The 24198-nt window shown below is 64.7% G+C and carries 20 protein-coding genes; 13 read left to right on the forward strand and 7 right to left on the reverse strand.

The genetic code is table 11. The annotated features are described in order from the left end of the window. Positions 1–2: 2 nt before the first annotated feature. Positions 3–1178 (reverse strand): CaiB/BaiF CoA transferase family protein, encoded by a 1176-nt coding sequence (locus tag PVU19_RS00625; RefSeq protein WP_050663892.1) that lies wholly within the window; start codon positions 1176–1178, stop codon positions 3–5. Between the two features lie 10 nt (positions 1179–1188). Then, entirely contained in the window at positions 1189–2817 is a 1629-nt protein-coding gene (locus tag PVU19_RS00630; protein WP_050663893.1) for a thiamine pyrophosphate-binding protein, read from the reverse strand. A 210-nt stretch (positions 2818–3027) separates the two neighbouring features. Between PVU19_RS00630 and PVU19_RS00635 the strand changes: the two genes are divergently transcribed. The 6 genes from PVU19_RS00635 to PVU19_RS00660 all read left to right on the forward strand — a co-directional run bounded on the left by PVU19_RS00635 (position 3028) and on the right by PVU19_RS00660 (position 6836). Beyond that, positions 3028–3639, forward strand: coding sequence for a ribonuclease D (locus tag PVU19_RS00635; RefSeq protein WP_050663886.1), 612 nt, complete (start codon positions 3028–3030; stop codon positions 3637–3639). A gap of 2 nt (positions 3640–3641) precedes the next feature. Beyond that, positions 3642–4256, forward strand: a complete 615-nt coding sequence (gene lptC, locus PVU19_RS00640) for an LPS export ABC transporter periplasmic protein LptC (RefSeq protein ID WP_050663887.1) — start codon at positions 3642–3644, stop codon at positions 4254–4256. A 41-nt stretch (positions 4257–4297) separates the two neighbouring features. Further along, positions 4298–4759 carry a lipopolysaccharide transport periplasmic protein LptA gene (gene lptA / locus PVU19_RS00645; RefSeq protein ID WP_050663894.1) on the forward strand — a complete coding sequence of 154 codons (462 nt, stop codon included), beginning with the start codon at positions 4298–4300 and terminating at the stop codon, positions 4757–4759. Beyond that, entirely contained in the window at positions 4756–5520 is a 765-nt protein-coding gene (gene lptB, locus PVU19_RS00650; RefSeq protein ID WP_050663888.1) for an LPS export ABC transporter ATP-binding protein, read from the forward strand. The genes lptA and lptB overlap by 4 nt, the downstream gene beginning before the upstream one ends. A gap of 242 nt (positions 5521–5762) precedes the next feature. Next, positions 5763–6326 (forward strand): ribosome hibernation-promoting factor, HPF/YfiA family, encoded by a 564-nt coding sequence (gene hpf / locus PVU19_RS00655; RefSeq protein WP_050663889.1) that lies wholly within the window; start codon positions 5763–5765, stop codon positions 6324–6326. A gap of 45 nt (positions 6327–6371) precedes the next feature. Beyond that, entirely contained in the window at positions 6372–6836 is a 465-nt protein-coding gene (locus PVU19_RS00660; protein WP_050663890.1) for a PTS sugar transporter subunit IIA, read from the forward strand. Positions 6837–7095: 259 nt separating this feature from the next. Here the strand turns inward: PVU19_RS00660 and PVU19_RS00665 are convergent, their stop codons facing one another. The 5 genes from PVU19_RS00665 to PVU19_RS00685 all read right to left on the reverse strand — a co-directional run bounded on the left by PVU19_RS00665 (position 7096) and on the right by PVU19_RS00685 (position 12625). After that, positions 7096–8523 carry a sulfotransferase family 2 domain-containing protein gene (locus PVU19_RS00665; RefSeq protein WP_050663657.1) on the reverse strand — a complete coding sequence of 476 codons (1428 nt, stop codon included), beginning with the start codon at positions 8521–8523 and terminating at the stop codon, positions 7096–7098. 6 nt (positions 8524–8529) lie between these two features. After that, positions 8530–10230, reverse strand: coding sequence for a DUF5927 domain-containing protein (locus tag PVU19_RS00670; protein ID WP_050663656.1), 1701 nt, complete (start codon positions 10228–10230; stop codon positions 8530–8532). 19 nt (positions 10231–10249) lie between these two features. Beyond that, complete coding sequence (locus PVU19_RS00675) at positions 10250–11236, reverse strand: glycosyltransferase family 2 protein (protein ID WP_050663655.1); 987 nt, start codon at positions 11234–11236, stop codon at positions 10250–10252. Between the two features lie 139 nt (positions 11237–11375). Beyond that, the gene (locus PVU19_RS00680) at positions 11376–11927 is read right to left on the reverse strand and encodes an ActR/PrrA/RegA family redox response regulator transcription factor (RefSeq protein ID WP_050663654.1); all 552 of its coding nucleotides are present in this window, start codon (positions 11925–11927) and stop codon (positions 11376–11378) included. 71 nt (positions 11928–11998) lie between these two features. Further along, on the reverse strand, positions 11999–12625 hold the full coding sequence (locus tag PVU19_RS00685; protein WP_050663653.1) for an SCO family protein: 627 nt from the start codon (positions 12623–12625) through the stop codon (positions 11999–12001). A gap of 89 nt (positions 12626–12714) precedes the next feature. Between PVU19_RS00685 and regB the strand changes: the two genes are divergently transcribed. The 7 genes from regB (at position 12715) to addA (ending at position 24176) form a co-directional block, all read left to right on the forward strand. Beyond that, a complete protein-coding gene (gene regB, locus PVU19_RS00690; protein WP_050663658.1) occupies positions 12715–14100 on the forward strand; it encodes a sensor histidine kinase RegB in 1386 nt (461 codons plus the stop codon). Between the two features lie 70 nt (positions 14101–14170). After that, positions 14171–15691, forward strand: coding sequence for a PAS-domain containing protein (locus PVU19_RS00695; protein WP_050663652.1), 1521 nt, complete (start codon positions 14171–14173; stop codon positions 15689–15691). A 40-nt stretch (positions 15692–15731) separates the two neighbouring features. Continuing rightward, positions 15732–16208 (forward strand): tRNA (adenosine(37)-N6)-threonylcarbamoyltransferase complex ATPase subunit type 1 TsaE, encoded by a 477-nt coding sequence (tsaE, locus tag PVU19_RS00700; protein ID WP_050663651.1) that lies wholly within the window; start codon positions 15732–15734, stop codon positions 16206–16208. After that, a complete protein-coding gene (locus PVU19_RS00705; protein WP_050663650.1) occupies positions 16201–17211 on the forward strand; it encodes an aminoglycoside phosphotransferase family protein in 1011 nt (336 codons plus the stop codon). The genes tsaE and PVU19_RS00705 overlap by 8 nt, the downstream gene beginning before the upstream one ends. After that, the gene (locus tag PVU19_RS00710) at positions 17208–17891 is read left to right on the forward strand and encodes a nucleotidyltransferase family protein (protein ID WP_050663649.1); all 684 of its coding nucleotides are present in this window, start codon (positions 17208–17210) and stop codon (positions 17889–17891) included. The genes PVU19_RS00705 and PVU19_RS00710 overlap by 4 nt, the downstream gene beginning before the upstream one ends. Continuing rightward, positions 17884–20823 carry a double-strand break repair protein AddB gene (gene addB, locus PVU19_RS00715; protein WP_050663648.1) on the forward strand — a complete coding sequence of 980 codons (2940 nt, stop codon included), beginning with the start codon at positions 17884–17886 and terminating at the stop codon, positions 20821–20823. The genes PVU19_RS00710 and addB overlap by 8 nt, the downstream gene beginning before the upstream one ends. Continuing rightward, positions 20820–24176 (forward strand): double-strand break repair helicase AddA, encoded by a 3357-nt coding sequence (addA, locus tag PVU19_RS00720; RefSeq protein ID WP_050663647.1) that lies wholly within the window; start codon positions 20820–20822, stop codon positions 24174–24176. Before addB ends, addA begins: the two co-directional genes overlap by 4 nt. Positions 24177–24198: the final 22 nt, after the last annotated feature.

Raw genomic sequence — 24198 nt, forward strand, 5'->3', positions numbered from 1 at the left:
GGTTACAGATCGTCCCTTAACCGCTTCAGCACGGCGTCGGTATCCGCCCCCGTCGCAGGCGGCGCAGATCGATAGTTGACCGGCGTGCGCGAGAATTTGAGCGGATTGCCGATCAGCCGCACCTCGCCGGTCGCGGTCTGTGGCGCGGGTAGGGTGATGGTCATCCCCCTCGCCTGCGCTTGATCGCTTTCCAGCGCCTGCTCGATCGTGTTGACCGGCCCCACCGGCACCTTGCGCGCCTCCAGCCCGTCGATCACATCCTGCATTGTCCGGCCCACTAGCGCTTCGGCGATCATCGGCACAAGCGTGTCGCGATGCGCCAATCGCGCCGTGTTAGTGACGAAACGCGGATCAATGGCCCAGTCGGGCTGCCCCAGATAGTCACAAAACCGGGCATATTGGCTGTCATTGCCCACCGCGACGATCACATACCCATCCGAGGTGGCAAAGACCTGATAGGGCACGATATTGGGATGCGCATTGCCCGCACGGGTGGGCGCGGTGCCCGAGGTCAGGTAATTCAGCCCCTGATTGACCAGCCAGGACATCGTCGTATCCACAAGTGCCAGATCAATATGCTGCCCCTCACCGGTCGCATCGCGGTGCCGCAACGCCGCCAGAATCCCGGTCGCCGCATAAAGCCCACAAACCACGTCAGCCACGCCGACCCCGACCTTCATCGGCTCTTCCCCCGCCTCGCCGGTGATCGACATGATGCCACCGAACCCCTGCGCCATCAGGTCATACCCCGGCTTGTCGCGGTTCGGCCCGGTCTGGCCAAAGCCAGAGATCGAGCAATAGACAAGGCCCGGATAAGCGGCACAGAGCGTCTCGTGATCGAGACCATACTTACGCAGGCCTCCGGGTTTGAAATTCTCGATCACCACATCGGCGCGCCCGGCCAGATCGTGCAGCATGCGCTGCACTTGGCGGTCGGTCAGGTCCACCGCCACCGATTGCTTGTTGCGATTGGAGGACATGAAATAGGCCGACAGGTCCGTCGCCTGCCCCTCGGCATCCACCGCAAAGGGCGGCCCCCATTGCCGCGTATCATCCCCGCCAAGGCTCTCCATCTTGATCACCTCGGCCCCCAGATCGCCCAAGAGCTGCGTGCAGGTCGGCCCCGCCAGAATACGGCTGAGGTCGAGAACAACGAGACCATCGAGCGGGCCGGGCATGGGCATCTCCTCAGATACGGTTGTCATAAGAGCCGCGGTCGATCTCGGCGGCGATGACGGTAAACGTGTCGGCCTGTTGCGCCGCCTCCAATGCCGCGCGCAATTCGGCACGGTTGGTGACGCGCACGCCATTGCCACCAAAGGCCTGGCCGATGGCCGCAAAATCGTGATGACCGAAATCGACGGCGAGATTGACCATCTGCCGCTCGCGCTGCTTCTTCTCGATCAGCGCAAGGCTCGCATCGACAAAGACGACGAAAATCACCGGCAGGTTCAGCTCCACCACGGTCGACAACTCTCCCGCCACCATCAGGAACCCGGCATCGCCCGAGAAACTGACAACGGTGGCCTCGGGCGTGGCAATCTTGGCCCCCATCGCCAGCGGCACGGCGCAGCCCATGGTGCATAGGGCCGTGGATTGCAGCACCGAGCGGGGGTGATGCGTCACCCACATCTGCGACAGCAGGATGCGATGCGCGCCACTATCGACGGTTGCGATAGTATCCTCGGGCAGCACGGCGCGCGCCTCGGCGATGACGGCCGCAGCGCCCCAGTCATCATCCGTCGGAAAGGCCCGCGCCAGCGCGTCACGCGCCGCCGTCACCTCACCACCGGCCCATGTGGTGCGGGGCGCGATCCCCTCGGCAATCGCCGCCAGCGACGGCCCACAAGCCCCCACGATATTCATCGTCGCCTGATGCATGTATTGATCATTGGGCACGGCGGCGATGTCGATCACCCTGACCTGCGCCGGGTCCCAGATCTCGCGCCAGCCGGGCCGCATCTCGATCGGGTCATAGCCGACGCAGAGGATCAGGTCGGCCCGCTCCACGAGCGGCACAAGGAGGCCATCCGCCAAAGGCGAGAGCCCCGCTCCCCCAAGGCACAACTCATGCGTCTCAGGGATGATGCCCTTTGCCTTGTAGCTGGTGATCACCGGAATATTCAGGCGTTCCGCGACCTCCAGAATCGCCGCTCCCGCCGCCTCGTTCACCGCATCGAGCCCCACGATCATCACCGGCCGCTCCGCCCCGGCCAGCCAATCGCGCGCCTCCTCCGGCGCCGCAGGCACCATCGGCACCGCATCCGGGCGGCGGCGCAGACGTGGCAGGGTCACGCGCATGTCGGCCACGGAAATCGGCACGTCGATATGCACCGGCCCGGGCCGCCCCTCGGTGGCGATGCCCACGGCCTTGTCGGCGATGACGTCTGCCCCCTGAGCCGTCAGCCGAAACGTCGCCTTGGTGATCGGTGCCAGCACCGCCTCGTGATCGAGGATCTGATGGCTGTAGGTCAGCGCCTCATCGGCATCGACACAACCCGAGATGACGATTAGCGGCACCCGGTCCTGATGCGCGTTGGCGATGGCATTGACGCCGTTCAAAACCCCCGGCCCCAGCGTGGCAATCAGAATGCCCGGCGCGCCGGTGCGGTGCCAGACCCCCTCGGCCATGAAGGCGGCGGCGTTTTCGTGCCGCGCCAGCGTCACCTCTATTCCGGCCCGCGCCAGCGCGTCCATCACCGTCAGAACCTCACCCCCCGGCATGCCGAATGCGTGGCGGCAGCCCGCCCCATATAGCCTGCGGGCAAGGTAATCGGCGGCGCGATTTTCGGTCTGGTCGGGGGTGGTCACGGGCATGGGTTCTGTCTCCTCTTGCGGCACTTTGTGGCCGAGCACCGGGCCAACCGCAAGCCGCTTTGCCCCTCTCGCGGGCGGCCCGGGCTGGAATTCCCCCTATGGGCGGCTTAAATCCGGGTTGAGGCAAGCGTCGAAACGGCCTAAGCAAATCGGGATTTCGATCCCGTATGACAGTCAGCCCGCGCACCGCCCGGGACACAAGGATATCCGATGGCGAACCACCTTTATCAGAACGACCTGCCCGACGGGCTGGAACTTGGCCCTGTCGTGGCGATCGACTGTGAGACGATGGGCCTCAACCCGCATCGTGACCGGCTGTGTGTCGTGCAATTGTCGGACGGGGATGGCAACGCGCATCTGGTGCAGGTGGCCCAGGGGCAGACCAGCGCGCCCAACCTCGAGAGGCTGCTGCGCAACCCCGATGTGCTCAAGCTCTTTCACTTCGGGCGGTTCGACATCGCGGCGATGTACAACGCCTTCGGCGCGCTGGCCGAACCGGTCTATTGCACCAAGATCGCCTCGAAACTCATCCGCACCTATACCGACCGGCACGGGCTGAAATACCTGCTTCAGGAACTGCTGGGCGTCGATATCTCCAAGCAGCAGCAGACCTCCGACTGGGGGGCAGAGGCCCTCACCGAGGCGCAGCTCGAGTATGCCGCCTCGGATGTGCTCTACCTGCACCGCCTGCGCAAGGAACTCGACAAGCGGCTGGCCCGCGAGGGGCGCACCGACATGGCGCAGGCCTGTTTCGAGTTCCTGCCGATGCGCGCGCGGCTCGATCTGGCCGGCTGGCCCGAAATCGACATTTTCGCCCATTGAGCATGGCGCGCGCGGATAACACCTATTCGCGGGTCGTGGCGGGGATGAAGGTCCTGCTGCCGCTGATCGCGCTGGGCCTGTTATCGACGCTGTTCCTGATCTCGCGCACCGTCGATCCCTCGAAATCGGTGCCGGTGGCACAGGCCGACGTGAAAAAACGCGCGCAGGACATGGGGGCCTCCAACCCGAGCTTTGCCGGGGTCACCGATACCGGCGACGAAATCCTCTTCAGCGCCGGTATCGCGCGGCCCGGCCGCGATGTCGACGGCCCGATCACGGCAGATGCCGTCACCGCGCAAATCCGGCTCGCGGCGGGCACCACTGTCGATATCACCGCCCGCGCCGCCGAATTCGATCAGCGCGCGATGAAGACGCAACTGCGCGGCGATGTGCAGATCACCACCTCGACAGGCTACGTGATCGACACCGACCGCCTCGACATGAATCTCGACGCGCTGGACGCGACGACCCCCGACACCGTCACCGCGACCGGACCGCTGGGCGATCTGACGGCGGGGCAGATGGTGCTGCGAAACGCGAACGGGAACGGGGCGGCGGAATTGCTTTTCACCGAGGGGGTGAAGCTGATATACCAACCGCCAGATGTGGGGGACTGAGGCCAGTGGGTAAGATCAAACTTTTCGCCGCGGCGGTCGTGATGGGCTGCATGCCGGGCCTGGCTCTGGCGCAGGGCGCGCAGGTGGCCTTCGGCAACACCCAGCAGGATCGCAGCCTTCCGGTCGAGGTGACGTCGGACAACCTGAACGTCAACCAGAACGACAGCACCGCGATTTTCACCGGCAACGTGGTCATCGCACAGGGCGCAATGCGTCTCGCGGCGCCTCGGGTCCTCGTGGTCTACCTCGCGGATCAGACCGGGATCGAACGGCTCGAGGCCACCGGCGGTGTCACGCTGGTCAGCGGCGAGGATGCGGCCGAGGCCGCCCGTGCGGATTACAACATCTCCACCGGGATGATCGAATTGCGCGGAGATGTCCTGCTCGTGCAGGGCCAGAGCGCGATCACCGGCGAGACGATGCTGGTCGATACCGGGGCCGGCACTGCGCGAGTCCAGGGCCGGGTCAAGACCGTGCTGCAACCGGGCAATGACGATCAATGACCAAGCCCGACCTTGTCCTTGCGCATGAAAGCGATGGTGGCGGCCTGCGGGTCGAACATCTGCGCAAGAGCTACAAGAAACGGGTGGTGATTCGCGATGTGTCGCTCTCGCTTGGCCAGGGCGAAGTGGTGGCGCTGCTGGGCCCCAACGGCTCGGGCAAGACCACCACCTTCTACGCCATTGCCGGGCTGATCTATCCCGAGGGCGGCCATATCTATATCGACGGGCGCGATGTCAGCGCGTTGCCGATGTATCGCCGCGCCAAGCTGGGCATCGGCTATCTACCACAGGAAATGTCGATCTTTCGGGGCCTCTCGGTCGAGGACAACATCATGGCGATCCTCGACATCGCCGAGAATAAACGACAGCGGCGGCGCGAGCGGCTGGAACAGCTGCTCTCGGAATTCTCGATCGAACATCTGCGCCGTGCCCCAGCAATGGCCCTGTCCGGCGGCGAGCGGCGGCGCGTGGAAATCGCCCGCTGCCTTGCGGCGAATCCGAAATACCTGCTTCTCGACGAACCCTTTGCCGGGGTCGATCCGATTTCGGTGGGCGATATCCGGCATCTTGTGGCCGATCTCAAGAAACGCGGCATCGGCGTACTGATCACCGACCACAACGTGCGCGAGACCCTCGAGATCGTCGACCGTGCCTATATCCTGCATGACGGCAAGGTTCTGATGTCGGGAAGTCCTCGGGACGTGGTCGAGAACGAGAATGTCCGCCGCGTCTATCTCGGTGACAGCTTCCGCATTTCGTGATCGGCCCCGCGTCGGCAAATCCGCTCTGCCCTGTCGCAAATGCGATTGACAAGACGCCGGGAAAGCGCGTCAATTGGGGGATGACATGTTGTATTCTCGCGCTGTTCCCCGAATGGCCCCGGCGTCGCGGGCCTGTCTCGGGACAATCGAAACACATGTCGTTTATCAGCATCCGAGGCTAGGAAAGTTCGCGGCGCAGGCGCGCCGCGCCCGGACCGGGTCTGTCAAGTGAAGGAGAGAAGATGCGTTATCAAATCAGTGGAAAGCAGATCGATATCGGCGAGGCACTTCAAACGCATGTCAAGGACGAGCTGGGCGCGGCGGTGGCCAAATACGCCGAACGTCCGACCGACGCGCATGTCATCTTTTCCAAGAACGCGAGCGAATTCGCCTGCGAGGCGATCGTGCATCTTTCCACCGGATTGACCGCGCAGGCCAGCGCCAAGGCGCATGAAATATACGGTGCCTTCGACGCTTGCTGCGAGAAAATGGAAAAACAACTCCGACGTTACAAGCGCCGCCTGAAAGACCACCATCGCGAGCGTGCAGAGCCGGTTGAACTCTTCGGGGCTTCCTCTTATATCCTCGCGGCGAACGGCGAGGAGGTAGAATCGGAACCTGAAAGCCTGCAACCGATCATCGTGGCCGAGATGGAAACGCAAATCCCCTCTCTTTCGGTCGGCGAGGCGGTCATGCAGATGGAGCTTGCAGGGGCACCGGTTCTTGTCTTCCGCAAAGAGGGAAAAGAGACGGTCAATGTCGTATACCGCCGCGAAGACGGCAATATCGGCTGGATTGACCCGTAATATAAGGTGACGGGCGGCAGTGCGCCTGTCAGTGCGGCTCGACAAATGGACTTACCTATGATCCTCAAGCCAGAGGCCGTGCGCTTCCTGTCCGGTGCCACCAGCAAGAAACGCCTGATGCAAGAGCTTGGGTTCATTGTCGAATCGGCCTACGGCGTGCCGCATGGCACCGCTGTCGAGGCGCTCTTGGAACGCGAGAGCCTGGGGCCCACCGGGGTGGGAAATGGCGTCGCCCTGCCCCATGCCCGAATTGACGGCCTCGATCACGTCGTGGGCGTGCTGACACTGCTGGAAAAGCCGATTGATTTCGACGCGGTGGATCGCCAGCCGGTTGACCTCGCCTTTGCGCTCTTCGCGCCCATTGACGCGGGGGTCGAGCATCTCAAGGCGCTTGCCCTCGTCTCGCGCACCCTGCGCGACACTTCGCTCTGCGCCAAGCTGCGGGCCAACACCGATCCGATGACGCTCTATACCATCGTCACCGAGGCGCAGGCGGCACAGGCCGCGTGAGCACCGCCGGGTCAAAGTAGATCGTTTGACTTAGAGCGGATATCGCACCTTGTCAGAAGGTGCTGCTTGATCGCAGGGCGGGGACTGGCGATGCAACCGTTGTTGCCCGCACTTTATCCCAGCCAAGTCATCCTGAACTCAACACGTTGCGCTCCCTATCATATCGCCAGGCCGCGGGACGGCCCGGCGATCGCGCGGCACCTTCGGTGCGTTTCGCGCGGGAGGCGGCAACGACAGCAAAAGACCAATCCCGACCCCCCTACCGCCAGGCCCCGAACCCGAACAGCACATAATCCCGCTGATACACGGTCCGCGCCAACTCCTCGAGTCCATCGTCATAGATATCGGCAAGGGCAAACGGCGCTTGTGGTGCCCCCTCTGGCGGCGCGGGCGGTTTCGCATAGCCCACCTGCCGCGCGAGCGCGGCAAGATAGCCCGGCATCTCGTCCTCACGCAAAATCATGTCGGGCGCACCGAACTGCGCCATCCCTTCGACGGCTGCGGCTTGCGTGCACCAATGGGCATCGACCCGGATCGCCGTCTGACCCGCCAGATTGGCCTTGAGAAACTCCAGGAACGCCAAAAACGCCGTCTTGTGCGCCGCAAGATCATAACCCTCGTCGGGCAGGTTGCCGGGGATCGGCAGCTTGTGGAAATTGCGCAGGGTGCGGCGGATATCGCGGTAACATCCCGGCCCCTTGATCAGGATCTTGTCGCAGAATGCCGCGTGCGCGCGCTCCACCGGATGACGCAGCACGGTGAACCGCCGATGCCCCGGCTTGCGCCGCATCCACTGGCGCAGCGCCTTTTGATTGAGCTTGGTGGGCAGCGTCTCCTCACTCACCTGATCGAGCGCGGCAAGCCACGCGCGCACCTCATGCTCCGGCCCCGACCGGATCGGCATATAGATCAGCGGTGCACGCACGGCGCTCACGAAACCGGGCACGGCGGCCCCCCGTCGCGGCTCGAAATTCGGGGTGCGGGTCAGGTTGTAGGGGTCGCGCCCGGCCAGCGCGTGCTCCATCTCCTTGAAGTTCGACACCTTGTTTTCCAGCGGTTCCGGGTTCTGCGGCTTGAGCGAGGCGTCGAGCGCCTCCAGCCGCGCCTCACAGCCCAGATACCGCGCCAGACCGTTCATAACCTCAAGGCTCTGCAAATCCTCGTAGGCCACATAGAACGCCGTCTGCCCGGTTGCCTGTAGCCGGTTCAGCAGGAACACCTGAAACGCCTGCAACGTCGCCACATGCGTCTCGAACTCGCCTGGATCAAAGGTAATCGGCGCATCGCGGCGGCGTTTCACATTGGTCAGCTTCCACTGCCCGGTGGCCTGCGCGATCTTCCACGACACGTAGCTGTCGACTGGGTTGCGCGTCAGGATGATCTTGGCGCAGCGCGGATCGTCTAGCGCATGATCCAGAACGCGCGGATCATGGTCGTGAAAGAACCGAAAGCCGCCGATGCCCTGCGACTGCCCCTTGATCGCACCAATGAGACGCGTCGGTTCCTCGTCTCGCTCGGCCTGTGTCAGCCCCAGCAACTCGGTCTTGTTGGGATAGCCAATGAAATGCGGGTTGAACGCCTCGCCATGGCATTCGATCCCGTCAAACGCGTTCAGATTGCTTTCCAGAAAATTGGAGCCGGTGCGCATTTCCGCGAACACGACGAAATAGTCAAACGGGCCTGTCATTCACTCTTACCGCACCAGATAGGGTTTGCGCGCATCCTGCTGCGGGCTGTGGGTGCCCTGCTCGACCGGGAAATCGCCCATCAGGTAGGGATGCATCCCCTGATTCTTGAGGTTCTGCAGGAACTGCCCGAACCCGGTCAGATCGGACATCCGCGGCACCTCGGCCAGACCGCGCAGGTTCTGTTGCCCGATCTCGTCGATAATGGTCTGCAACGGCTCCATCGGGGCCTCGATGAATTCCGCAATGGTCCAGATCCTCACCCGCGCCTTGATCCAGGATGACCGCAACACCTTGAGATGCTGGCTCTCGACCTGCTGCAAAAGCGCCGCCTCGCGCCGAATATCGGCAAAATTGCCGTTCGACTTGAAGAGCGGCACTGCCCAGGCCCCCGAAATCACCGAGACCTGCGCATTCGGGTCCTTGGCGATATACCACTCGATATCCTCGATCATGTCGCGCGGCCCGAACTGGAAACACTGCCGCTCGCCGCGCGTGTTCCAGATCAGGCTGGCCAGAAACGCACGCGGATTGTAATCGCGCAGCGCCGCACTGTCCGAAAGCGCCCCGTTCATCACCGTCTGACCGTCCGAGAACTCGGCTCGCTCCGGCGCGAAAAGATGGCCATGTACCCGCATCCCGGTCATCCGCGCCAGCCACGGCTCGAAATTCTCAAAGAGATCGCTGAACCCCTGAAACACCGAATAGGGCGCGCAGGTCAGCCCGTTTTCGCGGGTCTCCACCGGAAAGCGGCTCTGCATGTATAGACCGGGCCGCCCGCGCGTGCGCCGCTCCACCGCCTTGGCGAAAATGCGGTCGATCTTGCCGGGATTGGGCTCGGTGCGCTTCATCGCCCCCGCCGGATCGGTCAGAAACGCCTCGTAGAGACGGTCGGCAAAGGGCCAGATCTTGCGCGCCACAAAACAATCCGAGCGCCGCAAGAGCTGCAGGTGATCGTCGTAAAAGATATGCGGCTTGCCCTGGTAGTCGAATTTCGACAGCGTCAGCGGCCGGCTTTCGATCTGGCGCGAATATTGCCGGGCGAGGGTCTGGAAATAGCTCTCGTCCGGGATCCACACCTTGGAGAAATAGCGGTCATAGACCCGCCGGTAGGGATCATCGAGAATGGCCGACAGCGTCTGCCGCGTCAGACACCACCACTGGCTGCCCATATGCGGCACGATGCCGTTGGGAATGTGCCGCTTGAACCCGACAAGGCGTTGCAGTGCCACGTATTTGTCAAAGAGATAGCGATGGTTCCGCCATGAGAACGGAAACCGCAGGGTAAAGCGTTCCTGATCCAGACCCCCGATGGTCCAGGGCACATCCGCCGTCGTCGCGCTCTCGATGAAATCGGTATTCGGGCGCACAGCAAGATAGTCGATCAACTCCTGCACCGGGCGCAGCGGCAGGCAGGACCCCGAGGCCAGATAGACATGGCGCACGGTCTGGAACTCGCGCAGCATGATCTCTGCGGCACCCTGCGTGGCCGCGACCAGCCCCCAGGTGCCCCATTCACAGCGATGCCGGGGCGCAAAACGGACATCCTCGATATCCGACAGGGCTTTTACAAAGGCATTATAGGTCTTGCGCGGCACCGCCTTGTCGACATGGATCACCAGCGGACAGCCCGACGCCGCCCAATGCCGCGCCACCTGTTCGGCCCGGCCAAAGGCGGTGTGGACCAGCATGATAATCCCGACGCTCATGCGTGTACTGCCCTGTTGCTCATGCCCAGTTCCCCTTGGACATCAGCCCGAGGATTTCTAGTTGCCGCCAGTTTATATATTTTTCCGACCATTTGCACCAAAGTTCGGGATTGTGCTGCACGATCTCGGCATAGGCCTTGTATTCGACGCTCGCGGAATAGTGCTGGCGGCGGGTCAGTTCCTCTGCGGCCTTGGCGGTAAAGGTATCCAGAAACTTGGCATGGAGCAGGATACCGCTCGCCTTTTCGCCACCCCACTCATCATAGGTCAGGTTCAAACCACGCGGCAGCACCATATGGGTCGAGCTTTCATAGGCATAGCGCCGATGCCATTTGATCAGCGGCGTCTTGTTGAGCGCGGGCGCCTTCTTCGGGTTATCGGGAAAGAACACGCGCGCACGCGGGCCCCCTTGAATCCACAGATTGCCAAATTTCTTGTTCTTCTCGATCATGTAATTGCCGGGATCGAACCAGGCCGCGATCTCCAGCGGGTTCTGCCCGGCGCAGTAGGGCACGGCGTCGATCCGCCCCTTGGGATACATATCCAGCAGCATCGCGCCAAAGGATTTGACCTGAGAGGTATCCAGCCAATCGGTCAGCGCCCGAATGGGTCGGGTGTCACAGAACGGGTAGACAAAGAACTCATCGGGATCGACCACCAGCGTCCAATGCCCATGCCCGTATTTCGATTGCAGCCAATTGAGCCAGTCGATGCCAAAGCGCGCGCGCTTGTAACTCGCCTTGGTGGACCACAGCGACACATCATCCTGCTGCGCCAGATAATCCGAACCGCCATCGGTGCTGTCATTATCCACGATCAGGAAATGCGAAATCCCCAGATCGCGGTAATAGCGCAGGAAATAGGGCAGGCGGACATGCTCGTCCCGCATGGTCGAAAAGAGCAGCACATCACCGGGACGAATACGGTCTGTGCGGTCGACAACGGACCGCATCGAGAAATGCTTGCGAAAGGCACGCACCTTGGCCCGTTTGCGCCGCAGCCGCATCCGGTATGATTGCCATGCCCCCACGAGATTGGACCTCCGTTCGTCTTTTTAGATCGCCACAGACTATCTAACGGCTGTTAATACAACCTTTTTGAGGACAATCGCGATTAAATTCCGAAATCGTTGCCGGAATCAACGGTCAGCGCGGTGAGCGTTTCGCCAGGATCCGTTGCAGCGTGCGCCGGTGCATGTTCAGCCGCCGCGCCGTCTCGCTGACATTACGGTCGCACAGCTCATAGACCCGCTGAATATGCTCCCAGCGCACCCGGTCGGCGCTCATCGGGTTTTCCGGCGGCGGCGGCAGATCGGCCCCGTTGGCCAAAAGCGCGTTGGTGATATCCGTGGCATCGGCGGGTTTCGACAGGTAATCCGTCGCCCCGATCTTGACGGCGGCGACGGCGGTGGCAATCGCGCCGTATCCGGTCAGCACCACGATCCGGCTGTCGGGCCGCTTTTCGCGGATCACCTCGACCACGTCGAGCCCGTTGCCATCCTCAAGTCGCAGATCGCACACCGCATAGGCAGGGGGCCGGTTCGTGGCAATAGCGCGCCCCGCGGCCACCGATCCGGCGATTTCGACCTCGAAGCCGCGTTTCTCCATGGCTTTGGCCAGACGGCGCAGAAACGCCTCGTCATCGTCCACGAGAAGCAGCGTCTTGTCGTCACCGATATCCTGCATGTCCTCGGCCATGCCGCTCCTCCTGTTTACGCGCCGTTGCCAGATGTTCTAGCCCGCGCCCAGCCCCCCGTCAAAACAAACGCTTAGCTGGCTTCGATAAAACACTGCACACGGTCTGCCATCTGCTCCGGCGTGGCGTCGCGGCGAAAGAACTCGACAAAGCCGTGTTCGGGCAGCGACAGGTAGGTCATCGTCGAATGATCGACGAGGTAAAACTCGTCATCACCCTCGTCACGCGCCTGAAAGAAGGTGCGGTACGCCTTGGACGCCTCGCGCACCTGCTCTTCGCTCCCCGTGAGGCCCAGCATGCGCGGATGCAGATAATCGGTGAACTCCGCCATCACCTCCGGCGTGTCGCGCTTGGGGTCGATGGAAATGAACACCGGCTTCACCATATCGCCCCGCTCTTCGAGGATATCCACTGCTTCGGCATTGCGCGCGGCATCCATCGGGCAAACATCCGGGCAGAACGTATAGCCGAAATAGATCAGCGTCGGCTGGTCGATCACATCTTTGTCAGTGACCGTCTCGCCGGTCTCGCTCACCAATTCGAACGGCCCGCCGATCTGCGCCGCCCCGCCCGCGACGTTCGACGCCCGGCATTGCGCGAACTGATCCGCGTCACCACGCCCAGCGGTCACCATGTAATAGGTCGCGCCCAAACCCAGGACAACAATAACGGCGGCGGCAATGGCAATCAGGCGGGTCATGTGGATTTCCTTGCGTTTCGGTGGACGGGGTGCAACCCTCCCTCTATCTAGCATCCCTGACCCCGCACGCAATGGACATGCCCCCGGATATGACCGATCCCTCCTCCGGTCTTTTCAAACTACGCAACAGGGGCAACTGGATTCGCCTGCGCACGCTCGTGCTGTTGCGCTGGTGGGCGATCATCGGGCAGGCCAGCGCCCTGATCATCGCCGACCGGGTCTATCACCTCGATCTCGAAATGGGCCTGTGCTTTCTGGTCATCGGCGTCTCGGTCGCCTCAAACCTCGTCGCCGCCTTCGTCTTTGCCGAGAACAAACGCCTGTCGGAGCAGGACACCTTCCTCGTCGTGCTCTTCGACATGCTCCAGCTTGGGCTGCTGCTCTATCTCACCGGCGGCATGCACAATCCCTTCACCATCCTGATCGTCGGCCCCGTCACCGTCTCCGCCTCGGCGCTGTCCGGGCGCTCGACCGCGTTTCTCGGCATGATGGCCATCGTGATCGTGACATTGCTGATGCAATTCTACCTGCCGCTGCGCACCGAGGACGGGTTCGTGCTGCGCGTGCCCGACGTGTTCCGCTTCGGCAGTTGGGTGGCCATCGTGATCGCGGTGCTGTTCCTCGGGGTCTATTCCCGCTGGATCGTGCAGGAAATGCGCGCCATGTCCGACGCGCTCCAGGCCACGCAGATGGCCCTGTCCCGCGAGCAGAAGCTGACCGATCTCGGCGGCGTCGTCGCCGCCGCCGCACATGAGCTGGGCACGCCGCTGGCGACGATCAAGCTCACCAGCGCGGAACTGGCCGAAGAACTCGAAGATCATCCCGACCTGCGCGACGATGCCCTGCTCATTCGCGAGCAGGCCGACCGCTGCCGCGATATCCTGCGCTCCATGGGGCGGGCGGGCAAGGACGACCTGCACCTGCGCCGCACCCCGCTCACCGCACTTGTCGAAGAGGCCGCCGAGCCGCATGTCGACCGCGGCAAGCATATTCATTTCGATCATGCCGCGGGCGGCGCGGATATCATGACCCAGCCCACCGTGCTGCGCCGCCCCGAAGTGATCCACGGGCTGCGCAACCTCATCCAGAACGCGGTCGATTTCGCCCGTGCCAATGTCTGGGTCGAAACCCGCTGGGGGGACGACACAATCACCCTGCGCATCATGGATGACGGGCGTGGCTATCCCGCTGACATGCTGGGACGCATCGGCGATCCGTTCATCCGCCGCCGCGCCCCCGCAACCGAGCCGCGCCGCCCGGAATACGAAGGCATGGGCCTCGGGCTTTTCATCGCCAAGACCCTGCTGGAACGCTCTGGCGCCGACCTGACCTTCGCCAACGGGGCCGATGCGACGGGGGCAGAGCCGCTCGATGCCGCCCGCAGCGGCGCACTGGTCGAGGTGACATGGCCGCGCAAGGCCTTCGAGGTGCCCGATACGCCCGCGCTGGGCGAAAACCAGCCCATTCGCGGCTGACGGATCGACGTTAAGACGGTCTTAACCAGTTTGCGCCACCCTTGTCGGAAACGGCTCGACGAGGTGCCTGATGGCGACGATGACGATCACGGAAATCGCGGCCCTCCTCGCTGGGGCGATGTTGGTCTCGCTCGCTGTGATCTGGCTCGCGGGGCTGCTGCCCAACCCGGCCCGGCCCCGGCCCGACCGGCCCGCCGCGCCGCAATGCCATTTCCTGTTTCGCGGCGCGACCCTCATCGACCATGACGCCGGTGCCCTCTGGCCCGACGAAAGCGATGCCGCCGATGATGATTGGTCGCGCTTTCGAAACTGGCTCGGGTTTCGGTTCGGCGATCTGCCGGTTGATCCGCACGGCATCACGGCCGGTCAGTCGCTGACATTCGACAGCACACTGCCAGATGATCCCGCGCGGCTCGAACTGCAGGCCAGCGCCCGTAGCCTGCGCGCCACTTTGCACGAGGGCGGGCCGTCCTGCCCCGCACATCTGCATGAGGGACGACGCCGCCTGATGGTGCTGGATGTGCCCAAGGCGGCGCTGCACGCGGCACCGCAACCGGTCTGGATTCTGGGCCAGGATGGCCACCTGATCTGGCAGAACGACGCCGCCGGCGCGTTCCCCTCCGACAGCATCGCCCGGATGAGCGCCGCGCTCGGCCCCCTGCCCGAACCGACGGACACCCGAACCCAGCGCATCAGCCTCCCCGATGCGGACGGCACCGCACCCGATCGCTGGTTCGATCTCACCGTCACCCGCATGCAGGCGGGACACGCGTTTTACGCCTGCGACGTCACCGCCCTCGTCAGCGCCGAAAGCGCACAGCGCGATTTCGTGCAGACCCTGGGGCGCACCTTCGCCGATCTGCCGACCGGGCTGGCGGTGTTCGATCGCGCAAAATCGCTGGCGTTGTTCAATCCGGCCCTGATTGACCTCACCGGCCTGCCGGCCGGCTTTCTCAGCGCCCGTCCCAATGTCATGAGCTTTTTCGACATGCTGCGCGACGCACAGGTCATGCCGGAGCCCAAGAATTACGCCAACTGGCGCAGCCAGATCAACGATATGGTCAGCGCCGCGCGCGGCGGCCTCTATCAAGACTGCTGGAGCCTTGCGACCGGGCAGACCTATCGCATCACCGGGCGGCCGCATCCCAACGGGGCAGTGGCCTTTCTGTTCGAGGATATCAGCCTCGAAGTCTCGGAGGCGCGCAATCACCGCAGCGAAATGGACCTGAGACAGGCCGTGATCGACAATCTCGACGCCGCGATTGCGGTGCTGTCCCCGGATCACCGCCTGATGTTCTGCAATGCGGGCTTCGGCACGCTACTGGGCATCGACCCCGACAGCAGCCTTGCCGACACGCGATTGCGCGACATCGTCAGCGCCTGTCAGGCCCGCTTTCCGCAAAGCACGCTCTGGCCGATTCTGGAGCGTCAAATCGCAACCGGCGCGCCGCTGTCAGAACGCATTAGACTGGCGCAGGGGGCCGGGCAACTCGATCTGCGGCACATACCGCTGGGCCGGGGAAACACCATGCTGTCTCTCTGCCATCACGCAGCAAAAGACGCCGCCCTGATGCAAGAACGCACCGGCTGATCCGGCTTGCGGGCAGGCGTGGCGCGTGTAGTGTCGGGCCATGTCTGGACCCCGCCGCAGCCTCACCCTTGCAAGCCCCGATGCGACCTGCGCCTTTGCGCAGGCGCTCGGACATAGGCTGTCCGCCGGGGATGTCCTGCTCCTCTCCGGCGGGGTCGGCGCGGGAAAGACCCATTTCGCCCGCTGCCTGATCCGCGCGCTCCTGCGCGAACCCGAAGACGTGCCCTCGCCTACCTACACGCTGGTGCAGACCTATCCCGGCACCCCTTGCGAGATCTGGCATGCCGATCTCTACAGGCTCAGTGACCCCACCGAGGTGATCGAACTCGGCTTCACCGAGGCGTTTGAGACCGCCATCGCCCTCGTGGAATGGCCCGACCGGCTCGGCGATCTGGCCCCTCCCGGTGCCCTCACCCTCGATTTCACACCCGCTGAGGCCGAGGACACGCGCCACCTCACGCTCACATGGTCCGATCCGCGCTGGGCGGCAAAGCTTCAAGGGCTGACCGATGACTGACCGTACCGCTGCGATGGCCGATTTTCTCGCCTCGACCGACTGGCACGCCGCCGACGCGCGCCCCCTTGCCGGTGACGCCTCGAACCGTCGCTACCTGCGCCTGCACCGCCCCGATGGCGCGCGCGCAGTGCTGATGGACGCCCCCCCGGAAAAGGGCGAGGATGTGCGTCCCTTCACCCGCATCGCCCGCTATCTCACAGGGATTGGCCTCTCCGCCCCCGACATTCTGGCCGAGGACACGGCACGCGGCTTTCTCATCCTCGAAGACCTCGGCGATGCGCTCTTCGCCCGCGTGCTGGACCGCGCGCCAGACGATGAAATGCGGCTCTATATCGCCGCAACTGACGTCCTCGCCGCGCTGCACCACCACGCCCCACCCTCTGATCTGCCGCCCTATTCCCCGCAGGTCATGGCCGACATGTCATCCCTCAGCTTCGACTGGTACCTCAAGGGCGCCACCGGCGAGGACAGCCCCGCGCGCACCAAGTTCCACACCACGGTCCACGACCTGCTCCAGCTCCACGCCCCGGAAACGGACGTGCTCATCCAACGCGACTATCACGCCGAAAACCTGCTCTGGCTGCCAGAGCGGACAGGCACCGCCCGCGTCGGCCTGCTCGACTTTCAGGACGCGATGCGTGGCCACCGCGCCTATGATCTGGTCTCGGTCCTGCAGGACGCCCGCCGCGACGTCAGCCCCGCCACCGAATCCGCGATGATTGCCCATTACATCGCCGCCACCGACGCCGATCCCGACAGGTTCACCATCGCCTATCACACGCTTGGCGCACAGCGAAATCTGCGCATTCTCGGGGTCTTCGCCCGGCTCTGCCTGCGCGACGGCAAGGCGCATTACATCGATCTCATCCCGCGCGTCTGGGGCCTTTTGCAGCGCGACCTCGCGCATCCGGCGCTCGCCCCGCTTGCCACACTGGTGCAAAGCACGCTCCCCGCCCCGACACCCGCGATCCTGACCCGCCTCAAGGAGCAGCGCGCGACATGAGTCTGCCGGTCATGCTCTTTGCCGCCGGGTTCGGCACACGGATGGGGGCTTTGACCCAGGACCGTCCCAAACCGCTGATCGAAGTGGCGGGCAAACCGCTCATCGACCACGCGCTCGATCTGGTCACCGCCTACGAACCGCCCCGCACGGTGGTCAACCTGCACTACCTGCCCGATCAGATCACCGCGCATCTGGCGGGGCGTGACATCCGCTTTTCCCACGAGACGCCCGACATCCTCGAAACCGGCGGCGGCTTGCGCGCCGCCCTGCCGCTCCTTGGCCCCGGGCCGGTCTTTACCATGAACACCGACGCGGTCTGGCACGGCCCCAACCCGCTTTCGCTACTGGCCGACGCATGGCACCCTGAGCAGATGGACGCGCTACTCATCTGCATCCCCAAGGCTCAGGCCATCGGCCATTCCGGCACCGGCGATTTCCTGATCGCCGAAGACGGAGGCGCCACGCGCGGCCCCGGCCTGATCTATTCCGGTGTGCAGATCATCAAACCCGACCTGCTGCACGAGATCGACGACCCCGCTTTTTCACTCAACCTCCTCTGGGATCGCATGCTGGCCGAAAACCGCCTCAGCGCCCTGCCCTATCCCGGCCAATGGTGCGATGTCGGCCACCCCGACGGCATCGCGCAGGCCGAGGCGATGCTGGGCCACCGAAATGTTTGAACCCTCCGACACCCCCCGCGTCTTCGGCCTCGCCCCCGGCGTCGATTTCCCGCGCGCGCTGGTCGAGGGGCTGCGCGCTCGCCATGCCGGTCAGCCGCCCGAGACGCTCGCCCGCGCTACCCTCATCGTCAACACCCGCCGCATGGCCCGCCGCATCCGCGACCTCTTCGATCAGGGCCCGCCCTGCCTGCTGCCGCGCATCAGCCTGGTCACCGATCTCGGCGAAATGTGGGATCTCGCGCATATCCCTGACCCGGTACCGCGCCTGCGCCGACGGCTCGAACTGGTGCAACTGATCTCGACCCTGCTCGACACTCAACCCGACCTCGCCCCGCGCAGCGCGATCTTCGACCTGTCCGACAGCCTTGCCGGTCTGATGGACGAGATGCACGGCGAAGGCGTTCCGCCACAGGTGATCGAGGATCTCGACGTCACCGATCAATCCGGCCACTGGGCGCGGATAAAGTCGTTTTTGGGCATTGTTCGTCACTATTTCGAGGCCGATCCCGAAAACCCCGACGTGGAAACCCGGCAACGCCTGGTGATCGAGCGGCTGGCCGATCTCTGGGCGCTAAAACCGCCGCAATCGCCGATCATCGTCGCAGGCTCCACCGGCTCGCGCGGGGCCACGCAACTCCTGATGCAGGCGGTGGCCCGCCTGCCGCAAGGCGCGGTGGTGCTGCCTGGGTTTGACTTTGACGCGCCCGCCCATGTCTGGGACGCGCTCGCCGACCCGATGACCTCAGAGGACCACCCGCAATACCGCTTTGTCCGGTTTGCCCAAGGCGCGGGCATCGCCCCGCAGGACATCGCGCCATGGTCCGACGACACCCCCCCGGACCCCGCGCGCAATGCGCTTGTCTCGCTCGCCCTGCGCCCCGCCCCGGTCACCGATCAATGGCTGCGCGACGGGCCAAACCTGCGCGATCTCGCCCCCGCGATGGCCGATGTCACCCTGATCGAGGCGCAATCGACCCGCACCGAGGCGCTCGCCATCGCGATGCGCCTGCGGCAGGCCGCCGAGGACGGCCAGACCGCCGCCCTCATCACGCCAGACCGCACGCTCAGCCGTCAGGTAACCGCCGCGCTCGACCGCTGGCACATCCTGCCCGACGACAGCGCCGGTCAGCCGCTGCACCTCTCCCCGCCCGGGCGGCTCCTGCGGCATGTGGCCGATCTCTTTCGCCACCCACTCAGCGCCGAGGCGCTCTTGACCCTGCTCAAGCACCCGCTCACCCATCAGGGGGCCGCGCGCAACGACCATTTGCGCCTGACCCGCGATCTGGAACTGCACCTGCGCCGCAACGGGCCGCCCTACCCGACCCGCGATAGCCTGACGGAATGGACAGCAGGCAAGTCCGACCCGTTCCTGGCCGATTGGGTGAATTGGCTCTGCGATTGCTTCACCGACCGCGCGCAGCCCGACGATGCGCCGCTCGGCACCCGCGTCGAGGCGCATGTCAGGCTCGCCGAACGCATCGCGCAGGGCTGTGTTGGGGACGGCTCCGGCACACTCTGGCAGAAAGAAGCCGGACAGGACGCGCTCAAACTCATCAATTCCCTGCGCGATGAGGCGGGCGTCGCGGGCACCCTCAACGCCACCGACTACGCCAGCCTCTTTCACAGCATCCTCTCCGGCGAAGAGGTCCGCGACCCGACCGACCCGCACCCCCATATCCTGATCTGGGGCACGCTCGAGGCGCGGGTGCAGGGCGCCGATCTGCTGATTCTCGCCGGTCTCAACGAAGGCAGCTGGCCCGAGGCCCCCAAGCCCGACCCGTGGCTCAACCGCGCGCTGCGCCATCAGGCCGGGCTCTTGCTGCCCGAGCGCCGCATCGGCCTCTCGGCACATGATTTCCAGCAGGCGGTCGCCGCGAAAGAGGTCTGGCTCACCCGCTCCGTGCGTTCCGACGATGCCGAAACCGTGGTGTCGCGCTGGCTCAACCGCGTGCAGAACCTCCTCTCCGGCCTGCCCGCCCAGGGCGGCCCCGAGGCGCTCACCGCCATGCGCGCCCGCGGGCAGGCCTGGCTCGATCAGGTCACCGCGCTGGAATCGCCCGGCGAGGTGCCGCGCGCGCCACGCCCGGCCCCGGCACCCCCCGTCGCCGCGCGCCCCGATCGCCTCAGCGTGACGGAAATCAAACGCCTGATTCGTGATCCCTACGCAATCTATGCGCGCCACGTCCTGCGCCTGCGCCCGCTCGATCCCTTGATGAAGCTGCCCGACGCGCTCCTGCGCGGCACCGTCCTGCACGAGATTCTGGAGTTGTTCGTCAAACAAGCCCTCGACCACCCGGACCAGAACACGCGCGAGGCGTTGCTCGCAATTGCGGACACTGTTCTGGCCCAAAACGTGCCCTGGGGCGAGGCGCGCGCGCTCTGGCTCGCACGGCTGGAGCGGGTCGCGGACTGGTTCATCGAAACCGAGGCAGAGCGCCGCACACACGCCACGCCCGCGCGGTTCGAGGAAGGTGGCCGCACCGAGATCCCGGAACTCGGCTTCGCCCTCTCGGCAACGGCCGACCGGCTCGATCTCGACGCGCATGGCCGGATGTATATCTACGACTACAAAACCGGCACGCCCCCCACCGCCAAGGAGCAAAAGAGCTTTGACAAGCAATTGCTGCTCGAGGCTGCGATGGCCGAACGCGGCGGCTTTGGCGATATCGGCCCGGTCAAGGTCATGCGCGCCGCCTTCATCGGGCTGGGCAGTTCCCCGAAAGAGGTCGCGGCCCCCCTTGATGAAGAGCCACCCGATCAGATCTGGTCAGAGTTCAAGGAGCTTATTTCGGCCTATTCAGTGCCACATAAGGGTTATGTCGCTCGCCGCGCCATGCACAGTTCCGAGGATCGCGGCGATTACGATCAGCTCGCCCGCTTCGGCGAATGGGACGTGACCGATCCCCCAGATGAAAGCGGGGTGGGCCAATGACCGCGCGCGACGCCGCCACACAGGCGCAGGTCGATGCCGCGCGCCCTGACCTCTCCACATGGCTCTCCGCCAATGCTGGATCGGGCAAGACCCGCGTGCTGACCGACCGTGTCGCGCGGCTCCTGCTCGACGGGGTCAATCCGCAGCATATCCTCTGCCTCACCTATACCAAGGCCGCCGCCAGCGAGATGCAGAACCGCCTGTTCCGGCGGCTTGGCGCATGGGCGATGCTGGGCAATGCCGATCTGTCGGACGCGCTGCGCGAATTGGGCCACGAGGGCACAATCGACGACGAGACCCTGCGCCGCGCCCGTCGCCTTTTTGCCCAGGCAATCGAGACACCCGGGGGCTTGCGTATCCAGACCATCCACTCCTTCTGCGCCGCCCTCCTGCGCCGCTTCCCCCTCGAAGCCGGGGTCTCACCCCAGTTCACCGAGATGGAAGACCGCACCGCGCGCCTGCTCCGCGCCGAGATCGTCGAGGATCTGGCCGCTGGCCCGCAGGCCGACACGCTCTACGCCATTGCACGGCACTATTCCGGCGAAACCCTCGATGATCTGACCGCAGAGATCACCCGCCACCGCAGCGGTTTCGCCCGCCCGATCCACGAGGCTGATCTCGCAGAGAGTTTCGATCTGCCCGAAGGGCTGAGCATGGCCGATTTCGAGGCGCGCGTTTTCCTTGGCAATGAATCCACCCTGCTCGATCACCTCATCCCAGCGCTTCAGGCAGGCTCCACCAACGACATCAAGGCCGCGGCAAAGCTCTCGCGGATCACAAAGCTCGATCACCGCGCCTTGCCGATCTTCGAGGATGTATTCCTCACCGGTTCCGGCGCAAAAGCGCCGCTTTCCGCCAAGATAGGCTCTTTCCCGACCAAGGCCACGCGCGAAGCCCTAAGTCCCGTGATCGACCAGATCGAGCAATGGATGCTGCGAGTCGAGGACACCCGCCAGACCCGCCTCGCCGTCCTCGCGCTCCAGAAAACCCGCGCATTGCATGCGTTCGCCCATGCCTTTCTGCCCGCCTATGAACACGCCAAGCAACTGCGCGGCTGGCTTGATTTCGACGACCTCATCCTGCGCGCCCGCGATCTGCTTACCGATCCCGCCGTCGCCGCCTGGGTGCTCTACCGGCTCGACGGCGGCATCGACCATATCCTTGTCGACGAGGCGCAGGATACCAGCCCGGTGCAATGGCAGGTGATCGAACGGCTGGCGCAGGAATTCACCAGCGGGCAGGGTGCCCGCCCCGACACCCGCCGCACGATCTTTGTCGTGGGCGACAAGAAACAGTCGATCTATTCCTTCCAGGGGGCCGACCCTCGCGAATTCGACCGGATGCAGCGCGACTTCGGCGCGCGGCTGGAAAACACCGGCACACCGCTGCAATCGCGGGTTCTGGCCTATTCCTTCCGCTCGTCCCGCGCGATCCTGACCACCGTCGATTGCTGCTTCGATCAGAGCGAAGATAGCGGTTTTACGCCGGAAGAGGGTCACAATGCATTCTTCGAGGCCCTCCCCGGTCGTGTCGATCTCTGGCCCCTGGTCGAAAAGCCTGAGCGCGAGGAGCCCCCCGCCTGGCACATGCCAGTGGACGTGCAGGCCACCAACCATCCCGCGATTATCCTGGCCCGGCAGGTCGCGGCGGAAATGCGCGCCATGCTCGACCGGGGCGAGACGATCCCCGACAAGGACGGCTTTCGCCGCCTCCGCCCCGGCGATTTCCTGATCCTCGTGCGCCGCCGCTCGACGCTCTTTCACGAGATCATCCGCGAGTGCAAGGCACAGGGCCTGCCCATCGCCGGAGCCGATCGCCTCAAGGTCGGTGCGGAACTCGCGGTCCGCGATCTCGCCGCGCTTCTCTCCTTTCTCTCGACGCCCGAGGATGATCTGTCCCTCGCCACTGCGCTGAAATCGCCGCTTTTCAGTTGGACAGAGCCGCAGTTATACGGCCTCGCCCAAGGCCGCACCCAGCGCTATCTCTGGCGCGAACTCTACGAGCGCGAAGCTGAATTTCCCGATGTCATCGCCATCCTGCGCGATCTCCGGAACCACGTCGATTTCCTCCGCCCCTACGAGCTGATCGAGCGCATCCTCACCCGCCATGACGGGCGGCGCAAACTCCTCGCCCGCCTCGGGGCCGAGGCCGAGGACGGCATCAACGCGCTCCTGTCGCAGGCCATGGCCTATGAGCAGCGCGCCGTCGACAGCCTCACCGGCTTCCTCGTCTGGATGGAGACCGACGATCTGGAGATCAAACGCCAGATGGACAGCGCCAGCGACCGTATTCGCGTGATGACCGTGCACGGCGCCAAGGGGCTGGAGGCGCCGGTGGTCATCCTGCCCGAAACCGGCGCCTGGCGCGCCTCGCCCACGCCACAGATCGTCGCATCGGGTGACGTGCCGCTCTGGACCGGCCTTGCCCCCGACATGCCCGGCGTGATCCGCGACGCCGTCGATCAGCGCCGCGCCGCGCAAGAGGCCGAGCGCGACCGCCTGCTCTATGTCGCGATGACCCGGGCCGAGAAATGGCTGATCGTCGTCGCGCATGGCGATCTGGGGCAGCAGGGCAACACCTGGTATGAAAAGGTCGCGCGCGGAATGCAGACGGCAGGGGCCGCCGCCCACAGCTTTGCGCAAGGGCACGGCCTGCGCCTGCAACACGGGGTTTGGGCTGGAATAGAGACACAATCGAGCGATGATCAAACGCACAGCATCCCACCCCTCGCACCTGTTTTCGAACGCCCCGCGCCGCCCGCGCCCGACCGCATCAAGACGCTCAGCCCCTCTGATCTCGGCGGCGACAAGGCCCTGCCCGGTGAACGCGGCCTCGATGAGGACGCCGCCAAGCGCCGGGGTCGTCAGGTCCACCGCTTGCTCGAATTCCTGCCGCAAGTGCCCGCCCCCGACTGGCCAGCGACAGCGGCCCGCCTCCTCTCCAACGGCCCCGATGCGGCAATGGGCGAAGAGCTTGCGCTCCTTTTGGCCGAGGCCGAAAAGGTCCTGACAAGACCCAGCCTTGCCCCGCTTTTCGCCGCCGATGCCCTGACCGAGGTGGCGATCACCGCCGACCTTCGCACCACCCGCCTGCATGGCGTCATCGACCGGCTGATCCTCGCCCCCGATCATGTCCTGGCCGTGGATTTCAAGACCAACGCCATGGTTCCCGACACCGTGGCGGACTGTCCCGACGGCCTCTTTCGGCAGATGGGCGCCTATGCTCACGCCCTGGGCCAACTCTACCCCAACCGGCGCATTAAGACGGCGATCCTCTGGACCCGTACCGCCACCCTCATGCGCCTCCCGCACGAGAGCGTGAGCGCGGCCCTCGATTCCGCCGGGATCGCTTGACGCGACCCGTCCGGCTCCATAG

This window comes from Roseovarius tolerans (assembly GCF_028885395.1).
Taxonomy (GTDB): domain Bacteria; phylum Pseudomonadota; class Alphaproteobacteria; order Rhodobacterales; family Rhodobacteraceae; genus Roseovarius; species Roseovarius tolerans.

Bases quoted from the DNA above. Each gene is read 5' to 3' on its own strand.
- PVU19_RS00680 (WP_050663654.1), bottom strand. From the start codon at position 11,927: ATGGCCGAGGACATGCAGGATATCGGTGACGACAAGACGCTGCTTCTC.
- addA (WP_050663647.1), top strand. From the start codon at position 20,820: ATGACCGCGCGCGACGCCGCCACACAGGCGCAGGTCGATGCCGCGCGC.
- PVU19_RS00675 (WP_050663655.1), bottom strand. From the start codon at position 11,236: ATGCGGCTGCGGCGCAAACGGGCCAAGGTGCGTGCCTTTCGCAAGCAT.
- lptA (WP_050663894.1), top strand. From the start codon at position 4,298: ATGGGCTGCATGCCGGGCCTGGCTCTGGCGCAGGGCGCGCAGGTGGCC.
- lptC (WP_050663887.1), top strand. From the start codon at position 3,642: ATGGCGCGCGCGGATAACACCTATTCGCGGGTCGTGGCGGGGATGAAG.
- tsaE (WP_050663651.1), top strand. From the start codon at position 15,732: ATGTCTGGACCCCGCCGCAGCCTCACCCTTGCAAGCCCCGATGCGACC.
- regB (WP_050663658.1), top strand. From the start codon at position 12,715: ATGACCGATCCCTCCTCCGGTCTTTTCAAACTACGCAACAGGGGCAAC.
- PVU19_RS00670 (WP_050663656.1), bottom strand. From the start codon at position 10,230: ATGAGCGTCGGGATTATCATGCTGGTCCACACCGCCTTTGGCCGGGCC.
- PVU19_RS00685 (WP_050663653.1), bottom strand. From the start codon at position 12,625: ATGACCCGCCTGATTGCCATTGCCGCCGCCGTTATTGTTGTCCTGGGT.
- PVU19_RS00705 (WP_050663650.1), top strand. From the start codon at position 16,201: ATGACTGACCGTACCGCTGCGATGGCCGATTTTCTCGCCTCGACCGAC.
- PVU19_RS00635 (WP_050663886.1), top strand. From the start codon at position 3,028: ATGGCGAACCACCTTTATCAGAACGACCTGCCCGACGGGCTGGAACTT.
- hpf (WP_050663889.1), top strand. From the start codon at position 5,763: ATGCGTTATCAAATCAGTGGAAAGCAGATCGATATCGGCGAGGCACTT.
- PVU19_RS00660 (WP_050663890.1), top strand. From the start codon at position 6,372: ATGGACTTACCTATGATCCTCAAGCCAGAGGCCGTGCGCTTCCTGTCC.
- lptB (WP_050663888.1), top strand. From the start codon at position 4,756: ATGACCAAGCCCGACCTTGTCCTTGCGCATGAAAGCGATGGTGGCGGC.
- PVU19_RS00625 (WP_050663892.1), bottom strand. From the start codon at position 1,178: ATGCCCGGCCCGCTCGATGGTCTCGTTGTTCTCGACCTCAGCCGTATT.
- PVU19_RS00710 (WP_050663649.1), top strand. From the start codon at position 17,208: ATGAGTCTGCCGGTCATGCTCTTTGCCGCCGGGTTCGGCACACGGATG.
- PVU19_RS00695 (WP_050663652.1), top strand. From the start codon at position 14,171: ATGGCGACGATGACGATCACGGAAATCGCGGCCCTCCTCGCTGGGGCG.
- PVU19_RS00630 (WP_050663893.1), bottom strand. From the start codon at position 2,817: ATGCCCGTGACCACCCCCGACCAGACCGAAAATCGCGCCGCCGATTAC.
- PVU19_RS00665 (WP_050663657.1), bottom strand. From the start codon at position 8,523: ATGACAGGCCCGTTTGACTATTTCGTCGTGTTCGCGGAAATGCGCACC.
- addB (WP_050663648.1), top strand. From the start codon at position 17,884: ATGTTTGAACCCTCCGACACCCCCCGCGTCTTCGGCCTCGCCCCCGGC.